A 23,865-nucleotide genomic window follows, 5' to 3' on the forward strand; every position below is an offset into this window, starting at 1 on the left:
ATCACCACCTCCATAGGAGGTGGTTTAAGGCTGACAATAAAAACGCAGCTTCGGCTGCGTTTTTTATGCGCAGGGTTAACGCGATGCGCCCAATCGGTTAGCTTTATTATTTAGTGCGGCTGTAAAAAATAGTTGGAGCAATCACTTTAAACAACAGTTTGATCTGCCGTGTGCCGCTGCATAACTACTAAGGCTGGTGGTTAAACCAGTCGCGACATTCACATTTATTTCACTATTGGGAAATTTAAACAACCTGCTGTTTTTTCGCCGCTGCGGCATGCTGCACAGCCAAAGCCGGCTGTTGCATTCAAATTGAACTGGTCTATCTTGTTGGTGGAGTTGTAACCAGTCACATGGACGAGACGCAAAAATAATAACGATAATCTCAGCAAGAACCCCGTTTCAGCAGAGAAAAGACGAGGACAACCCAATGAAGAAATTTACCCTGCTGCTATTAGCCGGCCTGCTTAGTGCTTCGGCGCAGGCAGCGGTTGGCGGCTACCCTGTGGTATTAGTGCACGGCTTTCAGCCGGATAATTTAGCCAGCCGGCCTACCGGCAGCCAGGTTACGACGAACGGTTCGGCTTACTGGGCAGAATACTGGCGTGACCGCGCTGATGTACGCATAGATTGGCCGTCGCAGGAGCGCGTTGCCGGAAAAATAGCCACTGATTATGTTTGGCCGAAGTTGCAGCAAATGTCGCAGCAGGGCACTTGTGCCAACGGCTGTATTTTTGTCTCGCACTCTACCGGCGACTTAGTTACCCGTTACATTATTGATAACCAGGCACTGTGGCTGCAAAACGCCGGCCTGCAACCGCTGAATATCGTTGCCAGCTTTGACTTCGCCGGTGCCGGCGGTGGGGTAGAGTTAGCTGACTTAGCGGTAAATGTGGCCGGTGGCTCAGGCCTGATTGATGCGACTTTACGCTTGGCGCTGTCGTTGTGGCTGGGGCAAATACCATCGCCGTCTAATATCGGTGTGCTAAATGACTTACGGGTTAATACCGCCCGCCAATTAGCCGCATTTCCGGATGAGCGGGTGCCGCGTTTACGCTTTGTTGGCGCAGGGTCTGACTTCTTAGGCGCTACCGGTGCGTTTTTACCTGGCGAAGATGATGGCGTAGTAGCCAGTCACTCCAGTTGCGGTGCTTCCAGTGCCGCCAGCTTTAACAGCTGCTCACGCAGTGTTGCCTTTGATGGCAAACTGGCTTCGGTGAGCGGTCCGTCGAGCTTTATGCCGTATCATTATCCGCTGCTGATGAGTGAAGGCTACAGCCATAGTGAGGTTATTGCCAACCGCGCTGAGGATGAAATTACCGCTGCTAACAGTGGTGCGAATTATCTGAACGGTGAGCGGCTGCAGTTCAATACCTATGACGAAACCCGTGGTTGGTGGATTCTCAGCTCACGTTATCGCGTGGTGCGTAACTCGAATAACACCAGTATGTCAGCGCTGGTGTATCAGGCAGCGAACTGATCTACATGAAAAAAGTGTTGGTAATACTAAGCCTGTCAGCGGTGCTGGCAGGTTTATGGTTTTTTTGGCCGGCGCCGGCAGTGGTGTCATTGCCACAATCTGCACAAGCTGCAGCGCCAATGCCGGATAACCCGCCGCAACCTGTACGTAAGCCTGGCGCTGCGCCGCAACAGATCAGCGTGACAGAGAAAATTCCTGAGCCGGTGAGCGAAAGTTTTAAGCTGCTGGCCAGTGCTTATGCCGCAGAGCTTGAGTTACCGGCTTATTCGCGGCCGTTAAGCGCAGATGACGAACACTTGCTTAACCCAAACCGTTATATTCCGCAAAGCGTGCCGCTGCAAGGCGGTGCCAGTGCCACTATAGTGCTGCCGAAATATCGTTTTAGTTACCCTGAAACAGTGCCGGTAACGCTGGAAGTAACCGGCTTACAGGTATTCGATGTTAGCGTGCAGCTAACATCAGAACGCAGCGGTGATAGTGCAGCAACAGCTGAGATGCGCGGTACGCCACAGCGTTACAGCGCCACGCTTGAACCAGAAGCTGATTGGAACGGCGCTTTTGAGGTACAGGTAAGCTTTAGCGCTAATGGACAAAACCAGGTACTGAAGACCGGTATTGAATACTATAACCCGGTCGCCAGCATTACCGGTGTCGGACAGGTGCGTGGCTTGGGCAGTGATATGTTGATCCCGTTGCAGCTTGATGTACAACAAGCCGGCTACTACCGCTTGCGGGCCAACTTATTTACCGAACAGCGCCAACCACTGGCACTGTTAACCGCAACAGAACAGCTGGCTGGCGGCGAGCAGGAAATCATCCTGCGCGCTTATAAAGCCGTGCTGCGTAATAACAGCGGGCCTTATATTCTCGGCACCTTTGTGCTGGAAAAACGCCCTGCAGCGCCGGGTGAACTCACGCAATACGGCCACAGTGAACAAGCCGAATATACACTTGACTATTTTTCCCTCAGCCAGCTAAGCGACGATCCCTGGCAGCCAAACGAGCAAGAGTTACAGCGTTTACAGTTTTTGCAGCAAATAGCTACGCAGCAGTAAGCCGGGTTAAGGCCGGTGTTTGCTTAGCTTGCGTTGCAATGTACGCCGGTGCATGCCAAGTAACTCTGCAGTGCGGCTGATATTGCCGTCTTGCTCGCTAAGTACGCGGTTAATATGTTCCCATTCTAACTGATCAGGTGAAAGTATTGCTTGGTTGTCGTGGTCTGCGTCAGTCCTGCTGTTATTACCACGTAGTGCTTGTTCGAGCTGCAGTAAATCGACCGGCTTGGTCAGGTAGTCATCAGCGCCCAGCTTTACCGCTTGCACCGCATTGGCAATGCTGGCGTAGCCGGTAAGTAAAATAATACGGCACTGCGGTAACGCAGCGCGCAGTGGGGCAATAAAACTTAAGCCTGACTGATTAGCAAAGCGTAAATCCAGCAAATAGGCTTGTGCCTGCAGGGCAATAAGCTGCTCGGCGCTCACAGCCGCAGCAAAGGTGTTAACGCTAAAGCCGCGCTGGCTAAAGCGCCGCGCCAGAGCGGCCAGTAAGGGTTGGTCGTCGTCAACAATAACCAGCTGCATTTACCTCGATTCCGCTTGTGGTCGCGGCAGCTCAATCTGCGTGAGAGTGCCATTATCCAGGCTGCGACGACTGACCTTCCCACCCAGACGTTCAATCGACATATTCGCCAGAAATTGGCCAATGCCAAGGCCTTGTTCACTTTGTTGCGGCAGTTGGCCCAACTGCGCCAGCCGGCTGTCTGATAATCCCTCACCAAAGTCGCGAATGCTGATGCTCAGACCGCCAGCCGTTAATTCAATACGTAAGGCTAAATCCGGCACCTGGTTTGCTACGCTGGCGTCGGCAGCATTGTCCAGAATATTCAGCAAAGCAGCAGCAAAGCCCTGGCTGTCAGCCAGGCTAAAGTCGTCTGCATTTAGTGTGCGCTTTAAGCTCGTGCTGATATCGGGCCGGCTGTTTAACCAGCGCTCCAGTTGTTGCTCTGTTAACGTTAATACTGATACCGGTTGTTCATCCTTGCGCAAGCTACCGGCATCCCGACGCAGTTGCCGGACAATTTGTTGGCAACGGTTTAACTGATTGCGCAACCCGGCCAGCGTTGTGCCGGTATCGCCGGTTGTTAATTCGTTGCCCAGCTCATCGCAAAGCAACTGCATGGTCTGAATTGGGCTGGCCAAATCATGGGCGGCATTGGCAGCAAAAGTAGCCAGAGCCAGTAGCTGTTCCTGGCGTAGTTGTTGCTGTTGCAGTTCACTGATTTTCCGGGATTTTAAACGGATTAAATTAGCCTGGCTGTTAATAAACCAGCTGATTAACAGTGCTGATAATGTAAAGGCCCACCACATTTGCAGCATATGCTGGTTAAATGCACCGGCATTATGCATGTGGGCACTGTGCTGTGCATGCTCTGCCTGCTGCAACAGTTGCTCCAGATCCGGAATAGTCAAATCGCCAATCACCAGCAGCAGGCTGTAAGCCATTACCGCCAGCATGGCAATGATATAACACACCCGGCCCGGCAGCATTACCGCCGCTACCGCTACCGGTAGTAATAGTAACGCCACCAGGCCGTTACTCACGCCGCCGCTTAGCAACAGTAAACATCCCAACAACAGCACATCGAAACAGCAACAAATAGCGTAAATACGCGCTAAATGAGTGTCTGCGCTGCGAAACAGAGGTGGGAGCAGATTGGTGCAAATATGGGTAAGCAGTAGCAGCCAAATCAGAGGCCAGGAGCTGACAGGGTAGTCGAACAACCAGCCAGCCACGGCAGCTGTGGCCTCAAAGGCGATTAAGCCCCAACGGAAATTAGCAAATTGCCGCAGCTGATGGCGCGGTGATAATTCGCTGGAAATAATCAGTTGTTTTGTCATAACACCACTAAAAAAAGACGGCTGCCAGGCAGCCGTTTGCAAAATGTCAGAGCAGACTAAACCATTGCAGCGGTAATGTCATTCTGAGTGTGTTAAGTGTAACGCCTTCAGCGGCTTGCGTCGCTGTGGCAAATTGTCGCAGCGGTGTTTACCTGGCTATTTTCGCCGCAGGCGCATGGCAAAGCCCAATACCGCCATTGTGAGCAGCAATACCATAAAGCCTATTACCAGCATATCGCGGCCTTCGCGGCCAAGTAGGGGCTGCAACATGCCCCATTTATGCACAAAAGAAAAACTGTAGCGTTCAAGCCGGCTGGCCTGGCTTTGCTGCTCAATTAACTGGCCGCTGACTGCATCGACAAACAGTCGGCCGTCGGGGTAGTCAAACTGCCATACCGGCAGGCGCTTATTGCGAAAATCGTAATCCGGGCCAAAACGACTAATCACCGTCTGATTGGTCAGTTGATCTTCAGTCAATCCGGTAAACTTTGTTGCTAATAAGCGGGCATAGGCTGCATCGTTCAGCGCCGGGGCGTCAGCTGTTAAGGCTAAAAACTGCGCGCCTTGCTCACTTTGCTGGCCGTTAAAGCGGCTGTTGCGGTCGGCCTGCAAGTGCGGGTTAAATTCGGACAAGCGCCAATACCAGTGGCCATTTGCTTGTACCAGGCTGGCGCTGTTGAACAGGTTGTTTATATCCAGTGACTGAGTAATGGCGAGAGTGTCAGGCAGTGGTTTTGCCCCCGGCAGGGTTAAGCCGGTGTTGGCGGCAGCAGTTTGTTTATAAGCGAAGTGATAAATGCCTGTGAGCAGATACAGCAGTACCGGCAATGCCAGTAACCAGGACAGCGCATAATGCCAGCGGCGCAGGCCGCGCCGGCGCGCGTTAAAGGGCAGTTTCAGCAACAGCCAGATGCCGCTTAGCACCAATAACAGCGCACTACCAAGCAGCACAGCCATCAGCACAACTTTTAACACCGGCGTGCTGTCCAGCCACTGCCAGCTATGCAACTGGCGAAACACTGCCTGTACTGCGGTTTTGTAAGGGTTGGTAATGCCGGCCATGCTCAGGCTTTCGGTATGAATATACAGGCTTAAACCGTTTTGATAATCCACCTGGTACACCGGCAGCAGGCGGTTAACCGACGGGTAGGCGTTGTTATACGCTGTTAGCAGCGTAATGGCGTTAACCTCTGCATCCGGCAGGCCACTGTAGTGGCTGCTTAGCCAAACTGCGACGTCTTTATCGTCCGGCGCGTCGCTGCCATCCAGTGTCAGATAGCGGCGCGGCGAACTGAGATCGGCGGTTAACTGGATCAGTGCTGTATCACGATAGGGCACCAGCTTTATCAGCGCTTGCGATGGCTGCGCGGCGTTGTTCAGCTTTTGCATAGCCTGCTGTAAGGTGGCGCCCTCAAGCTGTAGCACCGGTGGGCGCATGGTTACGGCTTGTGGCCCGGTCCAGCTCATAATAGGGTGGGTTAACCCGGTCAGGGCAAAAATCAGCAGTGTTGCGCCGCCAAGCCAGAGCAGCAGGCGGTGCCATTTTACTATGGTAAAGGTTCTCATTGTTGCCCTTTAAAAGTTGAGAGTAGCACTGACAAACACACTGCGCGGCATACCCGGCCGGTATTCTATGGCGCTGGATCCCACCTGATTGCTGGTGTAGGTCGAGTAGGTTTTATCGCTGATATTCATCAGCCGTGCGGCCAGGGTAATGTTGTCAGTTAACTGATAACGGGCGCGCAGGTGCCATAAATCATGGCCGGGGTAAGTATTGGTATTGGTTTCGTCGGTAAAATAGCGGCCTACTTTTTGCCATTCCAGCTCCAGCCACAGGCCGGCAATCTGCGCCGGCTGGTAGCTCAGGCTGCTTTGCCACAGCTGTTTGGGTGCTTTGCCAACATCAAAACCGGCAAAGTTGCGGGTTTCTGACACCGGCGGTACACAAGCCGGTGGAAAGCAGCTGTACAGATACTGAAAATCCTCATATTTTTGCCGGCTATAGCTACCGCTGGCTTGCCATTGCCATTGCTCACTTAGCACCAGCTGCAGCATCAGCTCAATGCCGCGATGGCTGGTTTCGCCCGCATTAGTTACTTTACGGGTATTGCCGTCGATATAGGTTACAACGTCATCTTTAATGGCTAAATCATAGATACTGGCATCCAGCTGCAGTCGTTTAAACAGCGGGCTGGTAAACTGGCCGCGCCAGCCAATTTCGTGGTTTACTGCGGTTACCGGCTCCAGCTCAGTGGTGTCGCTGCTGCTGCCTGGGCGGAATACCTGGCCAACAGACGGCACCCTGAAGGCGTGGCGCCGGTTAGCATACAGCTGCTGATTGGCAGCGAATTTCCACACGATACCGGCCTTGGGGCTAAGCTGGCGGTAGCTGATTTTTTGCGAGTCCGGCCTGAACCAGCTGCTGCGGCCGACCTGCTGCGGTACATCTGCTGGCAGCAGGTCGGTGTAATCGACACTGAAATAATCATACCGTGCGCCCAGGCTGATAATCAGCTGCCCGGTGGCAAACCACTGCAACTGCGCATAGGGCGACAGCACCGTTTGGTCGGCATCATAGTGGTAGTTGGTGCGTCCGGTCAGGGCGTAATCAGTATAAATATCGCCGTCGCGGCTTACGCTAATTTGCTGCTCGGTAAAGTTGGCGGGGGTGTAATCGATATCCAGACCAGTGGTCCAGTTAAACCGGTCGCTTAACTGTTGGCTGTACTGCGCCAACAGGCCATAGGATTTAAACCGGGTTTGCTGCAGCACAGGGTCGTAGCTCAGCATCCAGCTTGGCATTAAATCTGAGCGGTTATCACGGAAAAACGGTGTTAGCATCAACTCACTGTTGTCTGACAGCTGATGACGCAGTTCAGCCGACAGCCGCAGTGCCTGCACATCGCGCTCACCCATTTCTCCGTGATAGTAATTGCGTTCAGGGTTTAGTGTGTAATCTGCAAACGACAGGCCTGAAGTACCGCTTTGATCTACTTTGCCAAAACTAAGCAGAGTTTTAAGCCGGGTGTGCTCACCGAGTTCACTATCAAGGCGCAGGTTAGTGGAGAAACGCTGGTAATCGGCCTGTTCGCGCGCGCCATCACTTTGTGTGCTATTAAGCTGCCAGAAGGCACTGTGCTTGTCGGCTACAGGCCCGCTGACACTGAGTAAACCACGTTGCCAGCCGTCGCTGCCAAGTTCTGCCTGCAGCCGGCCGCCAAACTGCAGTGCAGGCTCTGGCGTTAAAATATTAAAAATGCCGCCTATGGCATCGCTGCCGTACAGCGCCGAGCCCGGGCCTTTGGTCACCTCGACCCGGCCGGCGTTGGGGATATCAATTTCATACAGGCCGTTGTGGTTAAAAAATCCGGTTGGCCGTGTTGGCAGGCCGTCTTCTAAAAACAGATAAACACCGCCGGTGGTAATGGGCTGGCGAATGGCCGTCATATGGCCTTCGCCACCTAAGTCATTTACATGCACCCCCGATACCCGGTTCAGTAGCTCTGCCGGGTGGCCCGGGCTAACGTTTTCAATGGTGTATTCATCCAATACCGCGACCGATTCAGCCAGATTAACCAGCGCCTGCGCCTGGCGGCTGCTGGTTACCACCATTACTTCAATCTCGCTTGCTGTCGCCTCTGTGGCGTACACTACGGCTGGAGCAAACAGTAAAGGCAGGCCAAGCACGGCCAGGGTTAGTTTATTAAGTGTCATGCGCACTATTCTGTTAGTTAATTGATTTTATTCAGCTAAGGTAACAAAACAGCGTCAGGTATTGGATGCGACAAATTGTCGCAGTATTTAACCGTAGCTTTGACTGGCGGCGGATCAATTGCAGTTAAGCGTCTGTTTAACAAGAAAATCGGAAAGCTTTACCGGTAGGTTTGCCCAGTACTTCATCACTGTGCATCACAGTGTCACCGGCAATAATGGTGGCGACGGGCCAGCCGGTTACCGTTTTACCATCGTATGGGGTCCACTGCGCTTTGCTGGCAATCCAGCTGTTGCTGATGGTGCGTTTGGTATTCAGATCAACCAGGGTTAAATCAGCATCGTAGCCCACCGCCAACCGGCCTTTGCCGGTAAGGCCAAAAATGCGCGCCGGGTTAGCACAGGTTAAATCGACCAGCCGCTGCAGGCTTAGCCGGCCAGCTGCAACGTGATCCAGCATCACCGGTAACAGGGTTTGCACCCCGGTCATGCCACTGGGTGAGCCGGGGTAAGGTTTGGCTTTTTCTTCCAGCGTATGCGGCGCATGGTCGCTGCCAATAATATCAACAGTGCCGTCGTTAATACCTTGCCACAGGGCCTGTTGATGCTGCTTGTCACGCACTGGTGGGTTCATTTGTGCCAGGCTGCCAAGCTGCTCGTAGCAGTCTGGTGCCTGCATGGTTAAATGATGCGGTGTCACTTCAACCGTTACCCGGTGTTTAAAGGCGGCCAAATAGGCCATCTCGTCAGCAGTAGAAATATGCAGCAGGTGCAACGGGCGGCCGGTTTGCTCTGCCAAAGCAACAATACGTTGGGTTGCCAGCAGCGCACTTTGCGTATCACGCCAGATGGGGTGATTACGCACATCTGCTGCAGTAAGTGACTGACGCTCACGCAGGCGGGCTTCGTCTTCGGCATGAATGGCCACCCGACGGCTACCATTTTGCAAAATGCGTTTAAGCAGCTCATCCTGCCCGGCCAGCAAGTCACCAAAAGAGCTACCCATAAACACTTTAATGCCAGCGCAGCCGGGCTGGGTTTCCAGCTGTGTCAGCTCTGTCAAATTGGCAGCGCTGCCGCCAATGTAAAATGCATAGTTACAGTAGCTGGTAGTTGCTGCAATACTCAGTTTTGCCTGCAAATCGTGCTGGTTTAAAGTCAGCGGGTTGGTGTTGGGCATTTCAAAAAAACCGGTTACGCCACCTAATACTGCGCCCTTACTGCCATGATAGATATCTTCTTTATGGGTAAGGCCGGGCTCACGAAAGTGCACTTGGGTATCAATCGCGCCTGGCAGAACATGCAAGCCGGCGGCGTCAATCATGTGCCCGGCCTGCCAGCCACTGCCGCCTATGGCGGCAATTTTACCCTGAATTAATGCGACATCTGCCTTTACATCGCCCGATGGTGTTACCAGAGTACCGCCACGGATGATGGTATCAGCGTACTTAAGCCGGACTTTTTTTAAAAACTCTTGTGTTTGCATGGTTATTGGGCTTATCGGTTATGCGACACACTTGCCACCGCATCATGCGGGTGCAGGCTTTCATGGTGCGCTACATTAATACTAAATGCTGGGTAGTGCGGTTTAAGCGCGGCGTGTAAGCGTCTGGCGGCATCTTCAACAAACATCAGGTTGGCGCCGTTTAAGCGGGCAAATTCCTGTTCGTCAGCGCGTTTCACCGCAGTTTGCAAGGGAGTCGCCAGCGCGTGTTCGGCCAGATCAATCAGTTGCACAACGCCAAAATTGTCGTGTGCAGGGTTAATGTCGACATTTAACCGCGCCGTGCTGCGCTGGCTATGCGGTGTTGCCAGACTGGCATGTTGCAACAGCCACTGGCTGATGTGCCGGGTGTCGACTACCGGCTGCGCGGCAAACTGGCGGCAAAACTGCTCACTCAGTAGTTGCCGGCTTAGGGTGGCCGAGCAGGGGCAGGTAGAGGAGTAGCCAATATCCAGGTTCAGTGAAACACTGAGTTTGTCGCCGTCTAAGCAGGCCTCCAGTTCCAACGGATAGGCTTTACATCCGGCCAGATCCTCGGTTTTCAAAGCCGGACGGTGTAACAAAAGCTGGCTGCGTAAGCGCACGGCGGCAGAGCTGCTGCCGCATTCCTGCTGGCTGTATAACAGCGTATTAAGCAAAGCGTGTAAAGTGGCAGGGCTAACCGGTTCTGCTTGTGTCCACTGGTACAGGTGTTGGTACAGTCGGGACATATGAATGCCCGTTTTATCTGACCTTGGCAGGTTAACACTGATATCGGCTTTGGCTGACAGTACGCTGTCCGGGTGGTCGGCCAGGGTAAATATGACATCAATGTGGCGCATACCAACGCTGTCAAGGGCGGCGGCAAAGGCGGGAGTGGCGGCATGTGCGGTATCTGCCGGCGCAGAAAAATTCATTTCGGGTATTGTCCTCAGTTTAGCGGTCAGTTGTGTTAACACAGCTGTGGCACAAGCCATGCAATTCAATATGGTTATCGCGGGCCTGAAAGGCGGAGTGTTGCTGGTGTAACAGCAAGTGCGCAGTGTCGTAGGGTAAGGCGTGCTTCTCAATTTGCTGGCATTTATCGCAAATCAGTACCTGCCAAAACTTTGGCTGACTGTTTTCGACATATAAAAATTTATTGATGGTGCGCAAATGCAACACACATTGCATTTGCCGTAAAAAATCCAGCGCCCGGTAAGCTGCCATCGGATGTAGCGTGGTGTCATAGTCCTGTTGCAGGGCGCCAATTACTTCATATGCGGACATAGCGGTATTTTTTTGCTGTAACAGCGCCATCACCTGCCGGCGATTTTTTGTCATTGACGGCCGGCGGTTTAACTCAGCCTGGGTGACACAGTAATTTGCTCTCATAGGCTGTGGTATCTCTGCTATCGCACCATTACATCGGATCCAGCGTCAGCAGTACCCGCGGCAGATCCGATGCCGGGGAGCGGTGTACTATTGCGTGTTGTTCATTGCCTTCCCAGCCCGAACCTTTAAGCAAGGTAACGGCAGAGGGCGTTGCCTGAACGGTGCTGCCTGTACTGTCGAGCCACTCGGTAGCCGGGCCCATATAGGTGCAAACCAGCCGGCACACCAGATGATCGGTATGAAACTTAGGGCACATGGGTTTAGTTAAAGTTTCCAGCCGCAGGCCCAGCTGCCGGCAGTCCATTAAACAGCTGAACATCTGGCACAGTAAGGCGATATCAGCCAGCAACGCTGCTTTAGCCGGCGCGTCGGGCAGGGCAAAGCCAATATCGTGCTGTACTGTGTCGGCGCTGACAATACGCTTTAGCGGCATAGTAAAGCGCAGCGAACGGCAATACTCAGCGATGGCAGCATCCTGTGGGCGTTGCCAACTGGCTAAATTGACATCATCGGCAAAGATGCCGGTAAGCACTTCGGCATCATCAGAGCGCAGCTGACGGCTTGGCAGACGAAAGTCAGTAAAGGCTAACGCAGTCATGCCAATTGCTCCTGCATAAAGGGATTGGGCAACTGTTGCCACTGTGTTTCACCTGGTTCAAGTTCAGCATCAGTCAGCAGGCAGGCATTCAGCTGTGCCAGCATGGCGGTTTTATCCAGTTGCTGGCCAATAAACACCAGCTCCTGACGGCGGTCGCCAAAAGGTTCTGCCCAGCTTTCAAATATAGCTTGCTGTAGCTCCGGCTCTGGCGGCCACTGCTCTGCCGGCACCGCCTGCCAGAATAAACCGGCCATATTGTAGCGCGCGATACCGCCGGCCTGATGCCACAGCCAGGCGTATTCGGGCGTGCTGGCCAGCCAAAAGTAGCCTTTAGAGCGCAGCAGGCGGCCGGCAGGCCAGTCCTGGTGCAAAAAATCGTGAAACCGCTGCGGGTGAAACGGTTTGCGGGCGGTAAAAGCAAAACTGCTGATGCCGTATTCTTCGGTTTCCGGTTTGTGCCCGCCACGCAGCTCAGTTAACCAACCCGGGGCTTGTTGTGCCTGCTCAAAGTTAAACAGGCCGGTATTGAGTATTTGGGTTAATGCTACTTTGCCGTTGTCAGTATGAATAATGCGGGCGCGGCTGTTTAAGCGGCGTAAAATGGCGCTAAGGCGTTGTAGCTGTTGTGATGTGACTAAGTCGGTTTTGCTGACGATCAACACATCACAAAACTCCACTTGCTCAATCAATAAGTCGGCAACGCTGCGCTCGTCATCTTCGCCTAAGCTTTCGCCACGCTCGGCCAGGTCTTGTGCGGCCTCAAAGTCGGCAAGAAAGTTTACCGCATCCACTACCGTTACCAGGGTATCCAGCCTGGCAATATCGGCCAGGCTTTGGCCGTCCTCGTGCTCAAAGGTAAAGGTTTCCGCAATCGGCAGCGGCTCGGAGATACCGGTAGATTCAATCAGCAAATAATCAAAGCGGCCGGCTTTGGCCAGTTTGCCTACTTCCAGCAGTAAATCTTCGCGCAAAGTGCAGCAAATGCAACCGTTGCTCATTTCTACCAGCTTTTCTTCGGCGCGGTTCAGGCTAACTTCCTTATTCAGCTGGGTAGCGTCGATATTGACGTCGCTCATGTCGTTAACGATAACCGCCACCCGCAAGCCGTCGCGATTATTCAGCACATGGTTAAGCAAGGTGGTTTTACCGGCGCCAAGAAAGCCGGATAACACTGTTACCGGTAAGCGTTTGTCTGATGCGATGTTAGTTGGCAGCATGTTGAGGACCTTGCAGCTTATGCAGTAGTTTACGGTTATATAAATGGGCGCTGATTAGCAGCAGGCCGCCGCTTATCGATAGCGCGGTTTCGGCTTCGTGTGGCGCAAACAGTGCGGCAATCAGCACTAAGAAACCGCTTAACCCCAGCAAAAAAGGCGCTTTACGCTTGTGTACGCACCAGCCGCCCGGCAGGCTCCACGCTAATAACACACTAATAGGTAACAGCATCAGATAATGAAACCACTCAGAGCTGAGTGCGCCCAGTAATAAGCCTGAACTGCCCAGCGCCAGTAATACAGGTGTCGCCAAACAATGCACTACACACAGGCCGGATAATGCTGCCGCAATAAGATCTTTCATAAGCTCTCTTTTATTAAGTTGATGGCGCTAAAGGCCTGCTGCTGAGTAACGTTATTTGCCCGCATGCGTTGCATTGGACCTGAATAATGTTATAACATCACAAAAGTTGAAAGATGTTATAACATAACAATTGCATCGTCAAATGCAGCTGACGTTCCGGACAGCTGCAAAACGACGGTATTTATGGGGAATAAGATGTTTAAAAAAACCATATTGACCACAATGGTCAGTAGCTGCTTACTGGCGGGCTATGCCGGTGCAGAGTCTATTACCGGTGTTGTTACTGATGAAAACGGCCGGCCGCTTGCCGGAGCCGAAGTTAGCGTCGTAGGCGAGAACCAGCGGGTACTCACTGATGCTGATGGCCGCTTTGTGGTAAGCAAACTACTGGCAGCTGAAGCCGAGCTGCATGTGGAAGCGCGCCGCTTTGGCCACCGCAATTTTCACTTTACGGTGCCACAGCAAGGCTTAACGGATGTTAGCCTGACCTTGCTTAGCAGCACCATTGAAGTGATAGACGTTAAAGCCAGCCCGTTTCATGCCTCGGCGACTGAGTCGGCATTGCCGGTTAGCGTATTGGCCGGAGATGCACTGAAAATGCGTCAGGCGTCGACCTTGGGCGACACGCTGAAAAACGAGGTCGGTGTGCATTCTAACTTTTACGGCGGCGTGGCCAGCAGCCCTATTATCCGTGGTTTAGATGGCCCGCGCGTGCTGATCACGCAAAATGGCCTCGACGCCGGTGATGCTTCCCGCGTCGGGCCGGATCACAGTGTAGCGGCAGAGGCCAGCACAGCCACGCAAATAGAAGTACTGCGCGGCCCGGCGACGTTATTTTACGGTAGTGGTGCTATCGGTGGAGTGGTTAACGTGGTAGACGAGCGTATTCCTACCGACAACAGCACCCGCGCCGAATGGATGCTACAGCGTGAATCGGTTAATAACGAAAAACTAGCCGCCGGCTCTTTAGTGACCGGAGTAGACAATATTGGCCTTTATCTCGATGGTTTTTGGCGTGATAACGGTAATTACAGTATTCCGGGCTTCGCTGAAGCAGAGCCGGACGAAGACGACGTAAAAGGCAAAGTAGCGAATACTGCCGCGACGGCGAAAGGCTTTACTCTGGGCGGCAGCTATTTGCTCGATAATGGCTATGTTGGCCTGTCTTATGGCCGCTTAGACCGTGAATACGGCATTCCGGGCCATTCGCACGGTGGCCATGATGAGCACGATGGTCATGATCATGACGACCACGAAGAGCACGGTGCAGAAGAAGAGGTATTTGCTGATTTAACGCAAAACCGGTATCAGCTGCTGAGCGAACTGAATTTTTCGTCCGGCCTTATTCGTACTGTAAATACCCGGCTGGCCTTTACTGATTACGAGCATGCTGAAATTGAGCATGGTGAAATTGGCACGACCTTTAAAAACCAAAGCCGTGAAGCCCGTATTGAGATTTTACACCGGCCTTATCAGGACTGGCGCGGCGGCTTAAGTCTGCACTACAAATACAGTGATTTTGAAGCTGTAGGTGCCGAAGCCTTTACGCCGCCGTCAGAAACGCAAATGCTGGCGCTGGGTTGGATGGAAGAGCGTCATTTTGGCCCCTGGCTGGTGCAGTTAGGCGCCAGAGTTGAGCGGGTCACCATTGACGCTGCCGATGTATTGCTGCCGGACATCGGTGCCCATGGCCATGAAGATCACGACCATGACCACGGCCATGATCATGGCACTGATGCCGGATTAATCCGCGTATTTGATGTTCGTCAGCGCTTTACGCCTTACAGCGTGTCGGCCGGTGCGGTGTGGGATTTTGCCGAAGGCTATAACCTCGGCCTGTCGGTATCACGGTCGCAGCGGGCGCCCTCGGCCTCTGAGTTATTGTCGTTTGGCCCGCACATTGGCACCGCAGCCTATGAAGTGGGTGCCTTGTTTGTGCTGGATGACGACGAGTTTGTGTTAAACACGCAACCGATAGAAATGGAAACCGCGAATAACCTCGATATTACGCTGCGTAAATTCAGCGGTAATACCGGCTTTGTACTAAATGCCTTCTATAACCAGGTAGATAACTACTACTACCAACAAAATACCGGCTTGTTTGCCGAAGACGGTCATGATCATGGCGATGAACACGACCATGGCGATGAGCATGATCACAGCGGTGAGTTGCCGGTATATCTGTTTGCTGCTGCTGATGTCACTTTGCACGGTTTAGAGGCGCAGTATGTCTGGCAGCTAAATGAGCCGTTTAAATTAACCCTGCAAGGCGACTATATCCGTGCCCGCTTAAACGGTGGCGGTGACTTGCCGCGTACACCGCCACTGCGTTTTGCTGCAGAGTTAGCTTATGAGCAAGATGCCATCAGCGCAGATTTACGCGCCACCCGCTACATGAAGCAAGACAGAACCGCAGCGCTGGAAACGGCGACTGACGGTTATACCCTGCTTGATGCCAGTGTCAGCTACCGCTTTAACCTCGGCTCGCAGCAGCTTACGGCCTACGTCAAAGGCCAGAATCTGACCGATGAAGAAGTGCGGGTGCATACCTCATTTTTAAAAGACAAAACCCCACTGCCCGGCCGTTCTATGGCACTGGGTGTGCGCGGTAGTTTTTGATTTTTGTGCAGCAGGTAAACGCTGGTTCCTGGCCTGCTGCACCTTTTACTTATAAAAAGGAGTTGTAATGTTACAAACTAAATTAAGCCTGGCGGCGTTGCTGATCAGTGTATCTTTACTCAGTGCCTGTGGTGACAGTACTACTAATATTGTCGGGAAAGACCCGATAGCAGGAGATGACGACCATGACCACGATGATATCAGCACCGTAGGCCGGCTGGCGATTTCAGCGAAAGATTCTAATCTGGTGTCGGTGTATGAATTAAGCGACGGCAGTTTGCTGGATACGTTTGCCGTAGCAGACATTCCGTCTGCACTGGCAGCATCGCCGGCTAAACGCTACGCCTTAGCGGTGCAACGTACTACCGACCGGGTAGAGTTTATCGATGGTGGCCTGTTTCAGGAAGATCATGTCGACCACCTGCACGATTATCAGCAAGCACCGGAGCTAACCAGCTTTATATTAAGTGATAGCAGGCCCACGCATATCACCGCTACTGACAGCCAGTTAGCGCTGTTCTTCGACGGTGATGCTGCCAGCTCTACCCCGGCAGCAGTAGCGGTAATTACTGAAGCCGATATTACTACCGACAGCAATGGTTACCCGGTGCTGAATTACACCTTAAATATGCATGGCGCAGCACAAGCGCGCGGTGACTACTTAATCTCGACAATCCGCGATGCTGACAGTGCGACAACTTTGCCGGACAAGGTAGCGGTGTACGAACAGCATGGCGACCATTACCATGAAGAGCTGGTATTTGACGAGCTGTGCGCGGGCTTACACGGCAGTGCACAGAACGAGCACTTTATCGGCTTTGGCTGTACCGACGGTGTGTTACTGATCGAACAGGACGGCGCTACGTTTACTGCTTCTAAACTTGCTAACACCGCAGATTTTAGCGGCACTATGCGTATTGGTACCTTAGTGGGCGCTGAGCATGCTGAACATTTTGTTGGTTTTGCCGGCGCCAGTGCTTTTGCTATTCACGCTCATGATGGCGAGATAGAACTGATAGACTGGCAGGTGGCAGAAGGTGCTGCACTGACCGGCTATGGCTTTGCTGATAACGGCAGTAAATTTGTGCTGCTGGATAACCAGGGTTATTTGACGATTCTGAATTATCATGGCCACGAGCATGAAGCAGCAGAAGAGCCGGCCTTTGAATTTGCCGCCAAAGTGCAACTGGCAACCGCAGATGTGGCGACTATGCCGGAGGGCAGCCGCTTTGAACTGGCCATTTCTGCCAGTGATGACAAAGTGTATGTAACTAACCCGATTGAGCAAACTTTGCTGACAGTTGATATTGCCGATGCTGAAATCGTGGCAACCAAACAGCTGAATTTTATGCCACATAAACTGGTGTGGTTAGGTATAGCACAGCCGGCAGAGGCGCATGACCACTAAGATTGTGTTGCTGTAAGCTCGTTGAAAAGGCCGTTAAGCATATTTAACGGCCTTTTTTTGTTTATCTGGCTTGCACCGCATTGAGAATAGTTCGTATTTATGCTTATATAGCCTATCTTTTCTACCTTAACACCCTGCAGGAGTGGCAGTATGAAATCAGCTTACGCATTAAGTTTATTAGGCGCCGGTATCGCCGGTGCATTTATCAATATTGCCGCGGCACAAGCCGCAGAAGTAAACATATATTCTGCCCGCCAGGAAGAGCTTATCAAACCGCTGTTGGACAAGTTTACTGCCGACACCGGCATTAAAGTAAACCTGATCACCGGTAAGCCGGATGAACTGATTAGCCGCATGGTAAGCGAAGGCCGTAACAGTCCGGCCGATATTTTGATTAGTACCGACGTGGGCCGGTTATACCGCGCCAAACAACAGGGCGTACTGCAAAGTATTGAATCTGACATCTTAACTGACGCCATTCCGCCGGCTCTGCGCGATCCGGCCGGTTTATGGTTTGGTTTAACCATGCGGGCACGGCCGATTTTATATGTGCCCGGCAAAGTAAAGCCGGAAGAATTATCAACCTACGAAGATTTAGCCAGTCCGAAGTGGAAAGGGCGTATCTGTATCCGTTCATCAGACAACATTTATAACCAGTCGATGACCGCCAGCTTAATTGCTCATGATGGTGCCGCCAAGGCAGAAAGCTGGGCCAAAGGCTTGGTTGCCAACTTTGCTATGCCACCCAAAGGCGGTGATCGCGACCAGATTAAAGCAGCGGCGGCCGGTGTATGCGATATCGCCATTGCCAATACCTACTATTTAGGTGGCATGTTGGCAGACGCGAAGGAAAAAGCGGCGGCAGAAAAAGTAAAGGTGTTTTGGCCTAATCAGGATGGTCGCGGTGCCCATGTTAATATCTCCGGCGCCGGCGTGGCTAAGTATGCACCTAATAAAGTGCAAGCGGTTAAGTTATTGGAATATATGACTAACGCCGATGCCCAACAGTGGTATGCCGAAACAAACCATGAATATCCGGTGCGTGCAGGTGTAACAGCCAGCGCTATTTTACAAGGTTTTGGCGAATTTAAAGCAGACCAGTTACAATTGGACAAATTAGGCGAACTAAACGCAGAAGCCATTCGGGTAATGGATCGCGCTGGCTGGAAATAATCTTTGAATTCAATTTGTTGTAATATGGTACGCGCCGGATGAAGCAAGGCTGGCGCGATATCTGGCGTTGGTCGGTATTATTACCGGCTATGGTGTTGGCGTTGCCGGTGCTGGTGATCTTCGCCAGTGTGTTCAACCTGCAAACTGACGTCTGGCAGCATTTGCGCCAAACTGTGCTGGCCGACTATGTTATCAACTCGCTGCTGTTAGCCGGCGGTACCGGTGCCGGCGCTTTATTGCTGGGTACCGGCAGTGCCTGGATTATCACTCAGTATCAGTTTGTCGGCCGGCGTATTTTAGAATGGCTGCTGTTACTGCCGCTGGCAATGCCGGCCTACATTATTGCTTATACCTACACCGGTATGCTGGATTTTGCCGGCCCGCTGCAAACTGCACTCAGAGCGCAGTTTGATTGGCGCTACGGTGATTACTGGTTTCCGCAAATCCGCTCGTTAACCGGCGCCATCATTATGCTGGCGCTGGTGTTGTATCCCTATGTTTATATGCTGGCGCGCAGCGCCTTTCGTGAGCAGTCGGCTTCATTTGCTGAGGCCAGCCGTACGCTGGGGTTAACGCCGCGACAACATTTTTGGCGTGTAGCCTTGCCGTTGGCACGGCCGGCTATTTTAACCGGCACGGCGCTGGCCATGATGGAAGCCTTTGCTGATTACGGCACCGTGCAGTACTTTGGCGTCACCACTTTTACTACCGGTATTTTCCGTACCTGGTTTGGCATGGGTAATCAGTTGGCTGCGGCGCAGCTGGCGGCCATGTTAACCGGCTTTGTGCTGTTATTGTTGCTGCTGGAACGTTGGTCCAGGCGCAAAATCCGTTACTATCATCAGGGCCAGCGCACTCAGGCTGCATCCGGGCGTACTGTGGCACCGGCACGGCAACTGCTGTTGTTGCTGTTGTGTATGTTGCCGGTACTGTTTGGTTTTATTATCCCGGCGCTGCAGTTAGTCAGCTGGGCACTAACAAATTACCAGGTCACGCTAAACCGGCAATTTGGCCAACTGGTGTGGAACAGCTTTTCGCTGGCCGCGATGGCGGCAGTTATTTCAGTACTGTTAGCATTGTTATTTGCCTATGGTAAACGCTTGCGGCGTGATTTACTGGTGCAGGCACCGGTGCGTGTTGCGGCTCTGGGTTATGCGGTGCCAGGCACCGTTATTGCTATCGGCGTGATGTTGCCGCTGGCCTGGTTAGATGGCCGCATAGACTTACTGGCCGAACAATGGTTTGGTGTACGCACCGGGCTGATATTCTCCGGCACCTTATTTGCGTTATTACTGGCGTACAGCGTGCGATTTTTGGCGGTGTCGTTGCACAGTGTCGAAGCCGGGCTGGAGCGGATTAAACCCGGAATGGATAACGCGGCGCGCTCGTTAGGTTACACCCCGCTTAAAGTATTACAAAAGGTGCATGTGCCGTTGCTGCGTGCCAGTGTATTAACCGCGCTGTTGCTGGTGTTTGTTGATGTATTAAAAGAGCTGCCGGCCACCTTAATATTGCGGCCGTTTAACTTTAACACCCTGGCGGTGCGCACGTACGAGCTGGCGTCAGACGAGCGTCTGGCCGATGCTGCCTTGCCGGCATTGGCCATCGTATTGGTAAGCTTATTGCCGGTAATATTGCTGGCACGCTCGGTAGACTCAAGTATGAAGGGATCGCATTAATGCTGGATTTACAACAGGTTGCTGTGGCTTACGCAGGCCATACTGTGGTGAAGGACATCAGCTTGTCATTAGCGCAGGGCCAGATTGGTTGTTTGGTCGGACCGTCCGGTTGTGGTAAAACCACCTTACTGCGTGCTATTGCCGGTTTTGAACCGGTATCTGAAGGCTGTATCAGCCTGCAGCAACAAGCGGTCAGCAGTGGCGCGCACATGCTGGCACCGGAGCGACGTCAGGTCGGCATGGTATTTCAGGACTTCGCCTTATTCCCGCATCTTAATGTGGCAGACAATATCAGTTTTGGTTTGTTTAAACTCAGCAAAGCCAGCCGTACCGCCAAAGTAAAGCAGTTGCTGCAGTTGGTTGGTTTGCCGGATCTGGGCCAGCGTTATATTCATCAGTTATCCGGCGGCCAGCAGCAACGGGTGGCGTTGGCGCGGGCATTGGCGCCGCAGCCGAAAATACTGCTGCTGGACGAACCTTTTTCCAGCCTGGACACCGAACTGCGTGAAGGCCTGGCGCGGGAAATAAGACAGATTTTACAGCAACTGCACATTACGGCAGTGTTGGTTACCCATGATCAAAATGAAGCTTTTGCCATGGCCGACATGATCGGCGTAATGCAGCATGGTCGTTTACAGCAGTGGGCCACGCCTTATGAGCTGTATCACAAGCCGTTAAACCGTTTTGTCGCTGACTTTATCGGCCGCGGTGTGTTGTTGCCGGGCACCATGCTGGACGCACAACAAGTGCAAACCAGTCTGGGGGTGTTTCGCCAGCGTTACGCAAGTACAGCAGAGCCGGGCGATAAGGTAGATGTGCTGATCCGGCCGGACGATATAGTGCACGACGACAGCAGTGGCATCACCGCCCAGGTGGTAGAGAAAGCCTTTCGTGGTTCGCATATTTTGTATCAGCTTAAATTACACAGCGGCGAGCTGGTGCACTGTCTGGCGCTGAGCCATCATAACCATGCTATCGGTGAGCAAATCGGTATCCGGCTGGATTTAGACCATCTGGTGCTGTTTGCCCGCAGTTAGCTGCCGTTTAATGTACGTCATGCTGCGGCAGTAAGTTATCGATAATCTGTTGGTACTGTCCGGATTGACGTAATTGCGTCAAGCCGGCGTTAAAGCGTTGCATCAGCTGCTCAGAACGCGGGTCCTGCTTTGACAACAACAGATACATAGGCCGCAGCTCCAGCGCCGGCGTCAGCCACTCCAACATACCGGCATATTGCGGCAGTTTTTCGTCGATTAAATACAGGCCGTTCAGTTTATCGGCCGGTACTAAATCTACTCTGCCGCGTGCCAGCATATGAAAAGCTTGCTCGTCTGTGGCAACCTGCTCTGTCGCAATACCACTTTCCGCTAACCCCGGCAGGTGCAGGTAACCCTGCACAATGGCAAGACGCAAATTTTGCTGCACTAAGTCTCTGTAATCGCGGTAGCTTATGGCTTGGTTTTTGCGTTTAAAAAATACGATTTGGTTAGCATATAAAGGCTGGGAATAGTAAAAGTGTTGCGCCCGTTTGTCATCATACCAGGCCGCAACCAAACCAATATAATTTGCCTGCCGGCTTTCACGGTAGGCGCGGGCAAACGGCATAAAATCGATGCTGATATCGACACCTTGCAGTAAAAACGCCTGGCGGACAATTTCACTTACCGCGCCTTGTTGCGGCAAGTCGGCAGCATAATGTGGGTAGTAATTACTACTGGCCAGCAACAAGCTGTCGGTCTGTGCCGCCAGAGGCTTACTAAGCGCGAAGGCGATAAGTATAAAAATAAGGCGCAAGCTGTTCATCAGCTACCTGCAGTACGGATCAGGGCCGTTAAGTGTGGCACAGGCAGGTAAAAATGCTAATAACAGCAAAGCAAAAGTGCCGTAGGCGTGAGGTAGCGTTGCACAGTACTTGCGACATAATTAACGGTGGCAATTCATTGTTCACACGAAAAGCCACCTTTCAGTGTTGTTAGTTGCTGCTATGTACCAATGCTTTAGCATCTTCGCCCGCCATGATTTTCAGCGGGCTGCTGCTGTCATTGGCGGCTTGCCATATGGCGTTGATAACGTCCAGGGGGTGAGTAATGTGGTCATCATTCCTTTGTTTAAATACTGATTGGGCAAATTCTGCGTAGGGCTGCGGAATCGCGGTGGCCATCCTGGGCTTTGAGTTTTCACCGAAACGGGTTGCCGGTGCCCGGCCGGGTAAAACCAGGTTAACACGGATATTAAATTGCTCTAATTCAATGGCTAAGGACTCGGTAAAGGCGTTTATCGCTGCTTTACTGGCGGTATAAACAGAAAGTAACGGCAGAGCAGCCAGTGTAATAGCGGATGATACATTAATGATGACGCCCGACTGCTGCGCTCTGAACAACGGCAAAAATGCTTTAGTCAGGTTGATAGCACCCAGCACATTAACCGCAAACACATCGTGAATGGTATCTGTTGTTGTACCTTCCAGTGCGCCCATCACGCCTATTCCGGCATTATTAACCAGCACATCTACAGGCCCGGCTAACGCCACAATATTCTCAATGCTGCGGATATCGCTGATATCAAGTGGCAATATCCTTAGTCGCTCAGACTCCTGCAGTAAGCTATCGGCAGTGTTACGCATTGTTGCGATAACCCTCCAGCCTTTTGACAAAAAGTAATTGGCTGTTTCAAAGCCAAAACCTGACGAACATCCGGTGATAAGTATTGTTTTCATAGTGCCTCTGTAATTCGCTGCGGTAGCGATACTATAGCCATTCTGGTTGATACCCTATATAGTGAAAAGTCCATAAAATATTATAAAGAGTCCGTTGGTGGTTGATCCTCTTTCAGATATTGTTTCGCTCCTTAATCCGCAGGTTGCTTTCTCAAAAGTGGTGCAGGGTGCCGGAGCATGGCGAATTACGCGTGAAAATACCGGAGAGCCTTTTTATTGTGTGGTTATCAGTGGTGAATGCGCGTTAACGCTGGACAATGACCAGCCACGCCATTTAACCGCAGGCGATTTTGTACTGATACCGGAAGCCTTCGATTTTACCTTTAGCAGCACAGCGCCTGTTGCGGGTGATGATGTGCATTCCCTGCCTGAAGAGGTTTCAGCCGGCAGATTCAGGGTAGGAGACAAAGAGCAAACAGCAAATGTGCAGTTGTTGGTGGGGCATTGCCGGTTTGATTCGCTGGACGCCAGGATCCTGGTTTCTTTATTGCCGAAGTTAGTGCATATCCGCAACGCCACCAGGCTTACCCGTCTGGTAGAAATGCTGATAGAAGAATCTTTAGCCCGCCCACCCGGTTATGTGCAAGTTGTGCGTCACCTGCTGCAGGTTCTATTGATCGAAGCTTTCCGAACCAAAATCAATACGCCAGCGGTGCCGGGTCTGTTAGTAGGATTAGCGGACAAACGCATTGCCGAAGCCATACGAACAATACATCAGGATATAAGCCAGACAAAAACTGTCGCGCAATTAGCCAAAGTAGCAGCGCTTTCACGCTCAGCATTTTTCTATCGGTTTCGGCAGACTGTCGGGATAACGCCAATGGAATATCAGGCGGCATGGCGCATGACGATTGCAAAAGACTTATTAAAGACGCAATTGTACTCAATGGCGCAGATAGCCGACCGTGTTGGCTATAAATCAGCCAGTGCGTTCAGTCTGGCTTTTACAAACTACACCGGCATCCCGCCTTCGAAATTTAAAAGTATGCATGAGCCTCACTCCGGCCAAGATGCGGCTATATCAAATAAGGATTTATAGCTTGATTGCGTTGCAGGAATCAGAACAAGACAGAATAGGCAGCGACAATAAATACCTCAGATGCAGGCACCGATCATTTCTGTGACATAAGAGCAGAGCAACCCGAAAGA

The 23,865-nt window shown here is 52.2% G+C and carries 20 protein-coding genes; 8 read left to right on the forward strand and 12 right to left on the reverse strand.

The features are described 5' to 3' along the window. Window positions 1–430: 430 nt before the first annotated feature. Window positions 431–1,480, forward strand: coding sequence for a hypothetical protein (locus HRH59_RS18155; RefSeq protein ID WP_173502693.1), 1,050 nt, complete (start codon window positions 431–433; stop codon window positions 1,478–1,480). 5 nt (window positions 1,481–1,485) lie between these two features. Next, window positions 1,486–2,535, forward strand: coding sequence for a hypothetical protein (locus tag HRH59_RS18160; protein ID WP_173502694.1), 1,050 nt, complete (start codon window positions 1,486–1,488; stop codon window positions 2,533–2,535). A gap of 6 nt (window positions 2,536–2,541) precedes the next feature. Here the strand turns inward: HRH59_RS18160 and HRH59_RS18165 are convergent, their stop codons facing one another. From HRH59_RS18165 to HRH59_RS18210, 10 genes are all read right to left on the reverse strand, one after another. Beyond that, complete coding sequence (locus HRH59_RS18165; RefSeq protein ID WP_173502695.1) at window positions 2,542–3,060, reverse strand: response regulator transcription factor; 519 nt, start codon at window positions 3,058–3,060, stop codon at window positions 2,542–2,544. Beyond that, window positions 3,061–4,377, reverse strand: coding sequence for a sensor histidine kinase (locus tag HRH59_RS18170; RefSeq protein ID WP_173502696.1), 1,317 nt, complete (start codon window positions 4,375–4,377; stop codon window positions 3,061–3,063). Between the two features lie 156 nt (window positions 4,378–4,533). Beyond that, on the reverse strand, window positions 4,534–5,943 hold the full coding sequence (locus HRH59_RS18175; RefSeq protein WP_173502697.1) for a PepSY domain-containing protein: 1,410 nt from the start codon (window positions 5,941–5,943) through the stop codon (window positions 4,534–4,536). Between the two features lie 9 nt (window positions 5,944–5,952). After that, window positions 5,953–8,091 carry a TonB-dependent receptor gene (locus tag HRH59_RS18180; RefSeq protein ID WP_173502698.1) on the reverse strand — a complete coding sequence of 713 codons (2,139 nt, stop codon included), beginning with the start codon at window positions 8,089–8,091 and terminating at the stop codon, window positions 5,953–5,955. A gap of 136 nt (window positions 8,092–8,227) precedes the next feature. Next, on the reverse strand, window positions 8,228–9,574 hold the full coding sequence (locus HRH59_RS18185) for a dihydroorotase (RefSeq protein WP_173502699.1): 1,347 nt from the start codon (window positions 9,572–9,574) through the stop codon (window positions 8,228–8,230). Window positions 9,575–9,585: 11 nt separating this feature from the next. Continuing rightward, window positions 9,586–10,488 carry a GTP cyclohydrolase FolE2 gene (gene folE2, locus HRH59_RS18190; protein WP_173502700.1) on the reverse strand — a complete coding sequence of 301 codons (903 nt, stop codon included), beginning with the start codon at window positions 10,486–10,488 and terminating at the stop codon, window positions 9,586–9,588. A 19-nt stretch (window positions 10,489–10,507) separates the two neighbouring features. Continuing rightward, the gene (locus HRH59_RS18195) at window positions 10,508–10,894 is read right to left on the reverse strand and encodes a transcriptional repressor (protein WP_173502701.1); all 387 of its coding nucleotides are present in this window, start codon (window positions 10,892–10,894) and stop codon (window positions 10,508–10,510) included. A gap of 79 nt (window positions 10,895–10,973) precedes the next feature. Continuing rightward, on the reverse strand, window positions 10,974–11,543 hold the full coding sequence (locus HRH59_RS18200) for a DUF1826 domain-containing protein (protein ID WP_173502702.1): 570 nt from the start codon (window positions 11,541–11,543) through the stop codon (window positions 10,974–10,976). After that, window positions 11,540–12,760 (reverse strand): zinc metallochaperone GTPase ZigA, encoded by a 1,221-nt coding sequence (zigA, locus tag HRH59_RS18205; protein WP_173502703.1) that lies wholly within the window; start codon window positions 12,758–12,760, stop codon window positions 11,540–11,542. The genes HRH59_RS18200 and zigA overlap by 4 nt, the downstream gene beginning before the upstream one ends. Beyond that, a complete protein-coding gene (locus HRH59_RS18210) occupies window positions 12,747–13,121 on the reverse strand; it encodes a MerC domain-containing protein (protein WP_173502704.1) in 375 nt (124 codons plus the stop codon). Before HRH59_RS18210 ends, zigA begins: the two co-directional genes overlap by 14 nt. Window positions 13,122–13,316: 195 nt before the next feature. Here HRH59_RS18210 and HRH59_RS18215 point away from each other — a divergent pair, with 195 nt between their 5' ends. From HRH59_RS18215 to HRH59_RS18235, 5 genes are all read left to right on the forward strand, one after another. Then, a complete protein-coding gene (locus tag HRH59_RS18215) occupies window positions 13,317–15,740 on the forward strand; it encodes a TonB-dependent receptor (protein ID WP_173502705.1) in 2,424 nt (807 codons plus the stop codon). Between the two features lie 67 nt (window positions 15,741–15,807). Beyond that, window positions 15,808–17,148, forward strand: coding sequence for a YncE family protein (locus HRH59_RS18220; RefSeq protein WP_173502706.1), 1,341 nt, complete (start codon window positions 15,808–15,810; stop codon window positions 17,146–17,148). Window positions 17,149–17,298: 150 nt separating this feature from the next. After that, the gene (locus tag HRH59_RS18225; protein ID WP_173502707.1) at window positions 17,299–18,321 is read left to right on the forward strand and encodes a Fe(3+) ABC transporter substrate-binding protein; all 1,023 of its coding nucleotides are present in this window, start codon (window positions 17,299–17,301) and stop codon (window positions 18,319–18,321) included. 38 nt (window positions 18,322–18,359) lie between these two features. Further along, on the forward strand, window positions 18,360–20,000 hold the full coding sequence (locus tag HRH59_RS18230; protein WP_173502708.1) for an ABC transporter permease: 1,641 nt from the start codon (window positions 18,360–18,362) through the stop codon (window positions 19,998–20,000). After that, on the forward strand, window positions 20,000–21,037 hold the full coding sequence (locus tag HRH59_RS18235; protein ID WP_173502709.1) for an ABC transporter ATP-binding protein: 1,038 nt from the start codon (window positions 20,000–20,002) through the stop codon (window positions 21,035–21,037). Before HRH59_RS18230 ends, HRH59_RS18235 begins: the two co-directional genes overlap by 1 nt. Before the next feature lie 7 nt (window positions 21,038–21,044). On the opposite strand, the gene HRH59_RS18240 is transcribed toward HRH59_RS18235, so the two are convergent. Next, on the reverse strand, window positions 21,045–21,803 hold the full coding sequence (locus HRH59_RS18240; RefSeq protein WP_231702564.1) for a substrate-binding periplasmic protein: 759 nt from the start codon (window positions 21,801–21,803) through the stop codon (window positions 21,045–21,047). A gap of 169 nt (window positions 21,804–21,972) precedes the next feature. Beyond that, window positions 21,973–22,716 (reverse strand): SDR family oxidoreductase, encoded by a 744-nt coding sequence (locus HRH59_RS18245; RefSeq protein ID WP_173502710.1) that lies wholly within the window; start codon window positions 22,714–22,716, stop codon window positions 21,973–21,975. A 97-nt stretch (window positions 22,717–22,813) separates the two neighbouring features. On the opposite strand from HRH59_RS18245, the gene HRH59_RS18250 reads away from it, so the two are divergent. After that, window positions 22,814–23,755: an AraC family transcriptional regulator gene (locus HRH59_RS18250; RefSeq protein ID WP_173502711.1), complete on the forward strand. Its 942-nt coding sequence runs from the start codon at window positions 22,814–22,816 to the stop codon at window positions 23,753–23,755. The last annotated feature ends 110 nt before the right edge of the window (window positions 23,756–23,865 follow it).

It is taken from the genome of Rheinheimera lutimaris (assembly GCF_013283795.1).
Taxonomy (GTDB): domain Bacteria; phylum Pseudomonadota; class Gammaproteobacteria; order Enterobacterales; family Alteromonadaceae; genus Alishewanella; species Alishewanella lutimaris.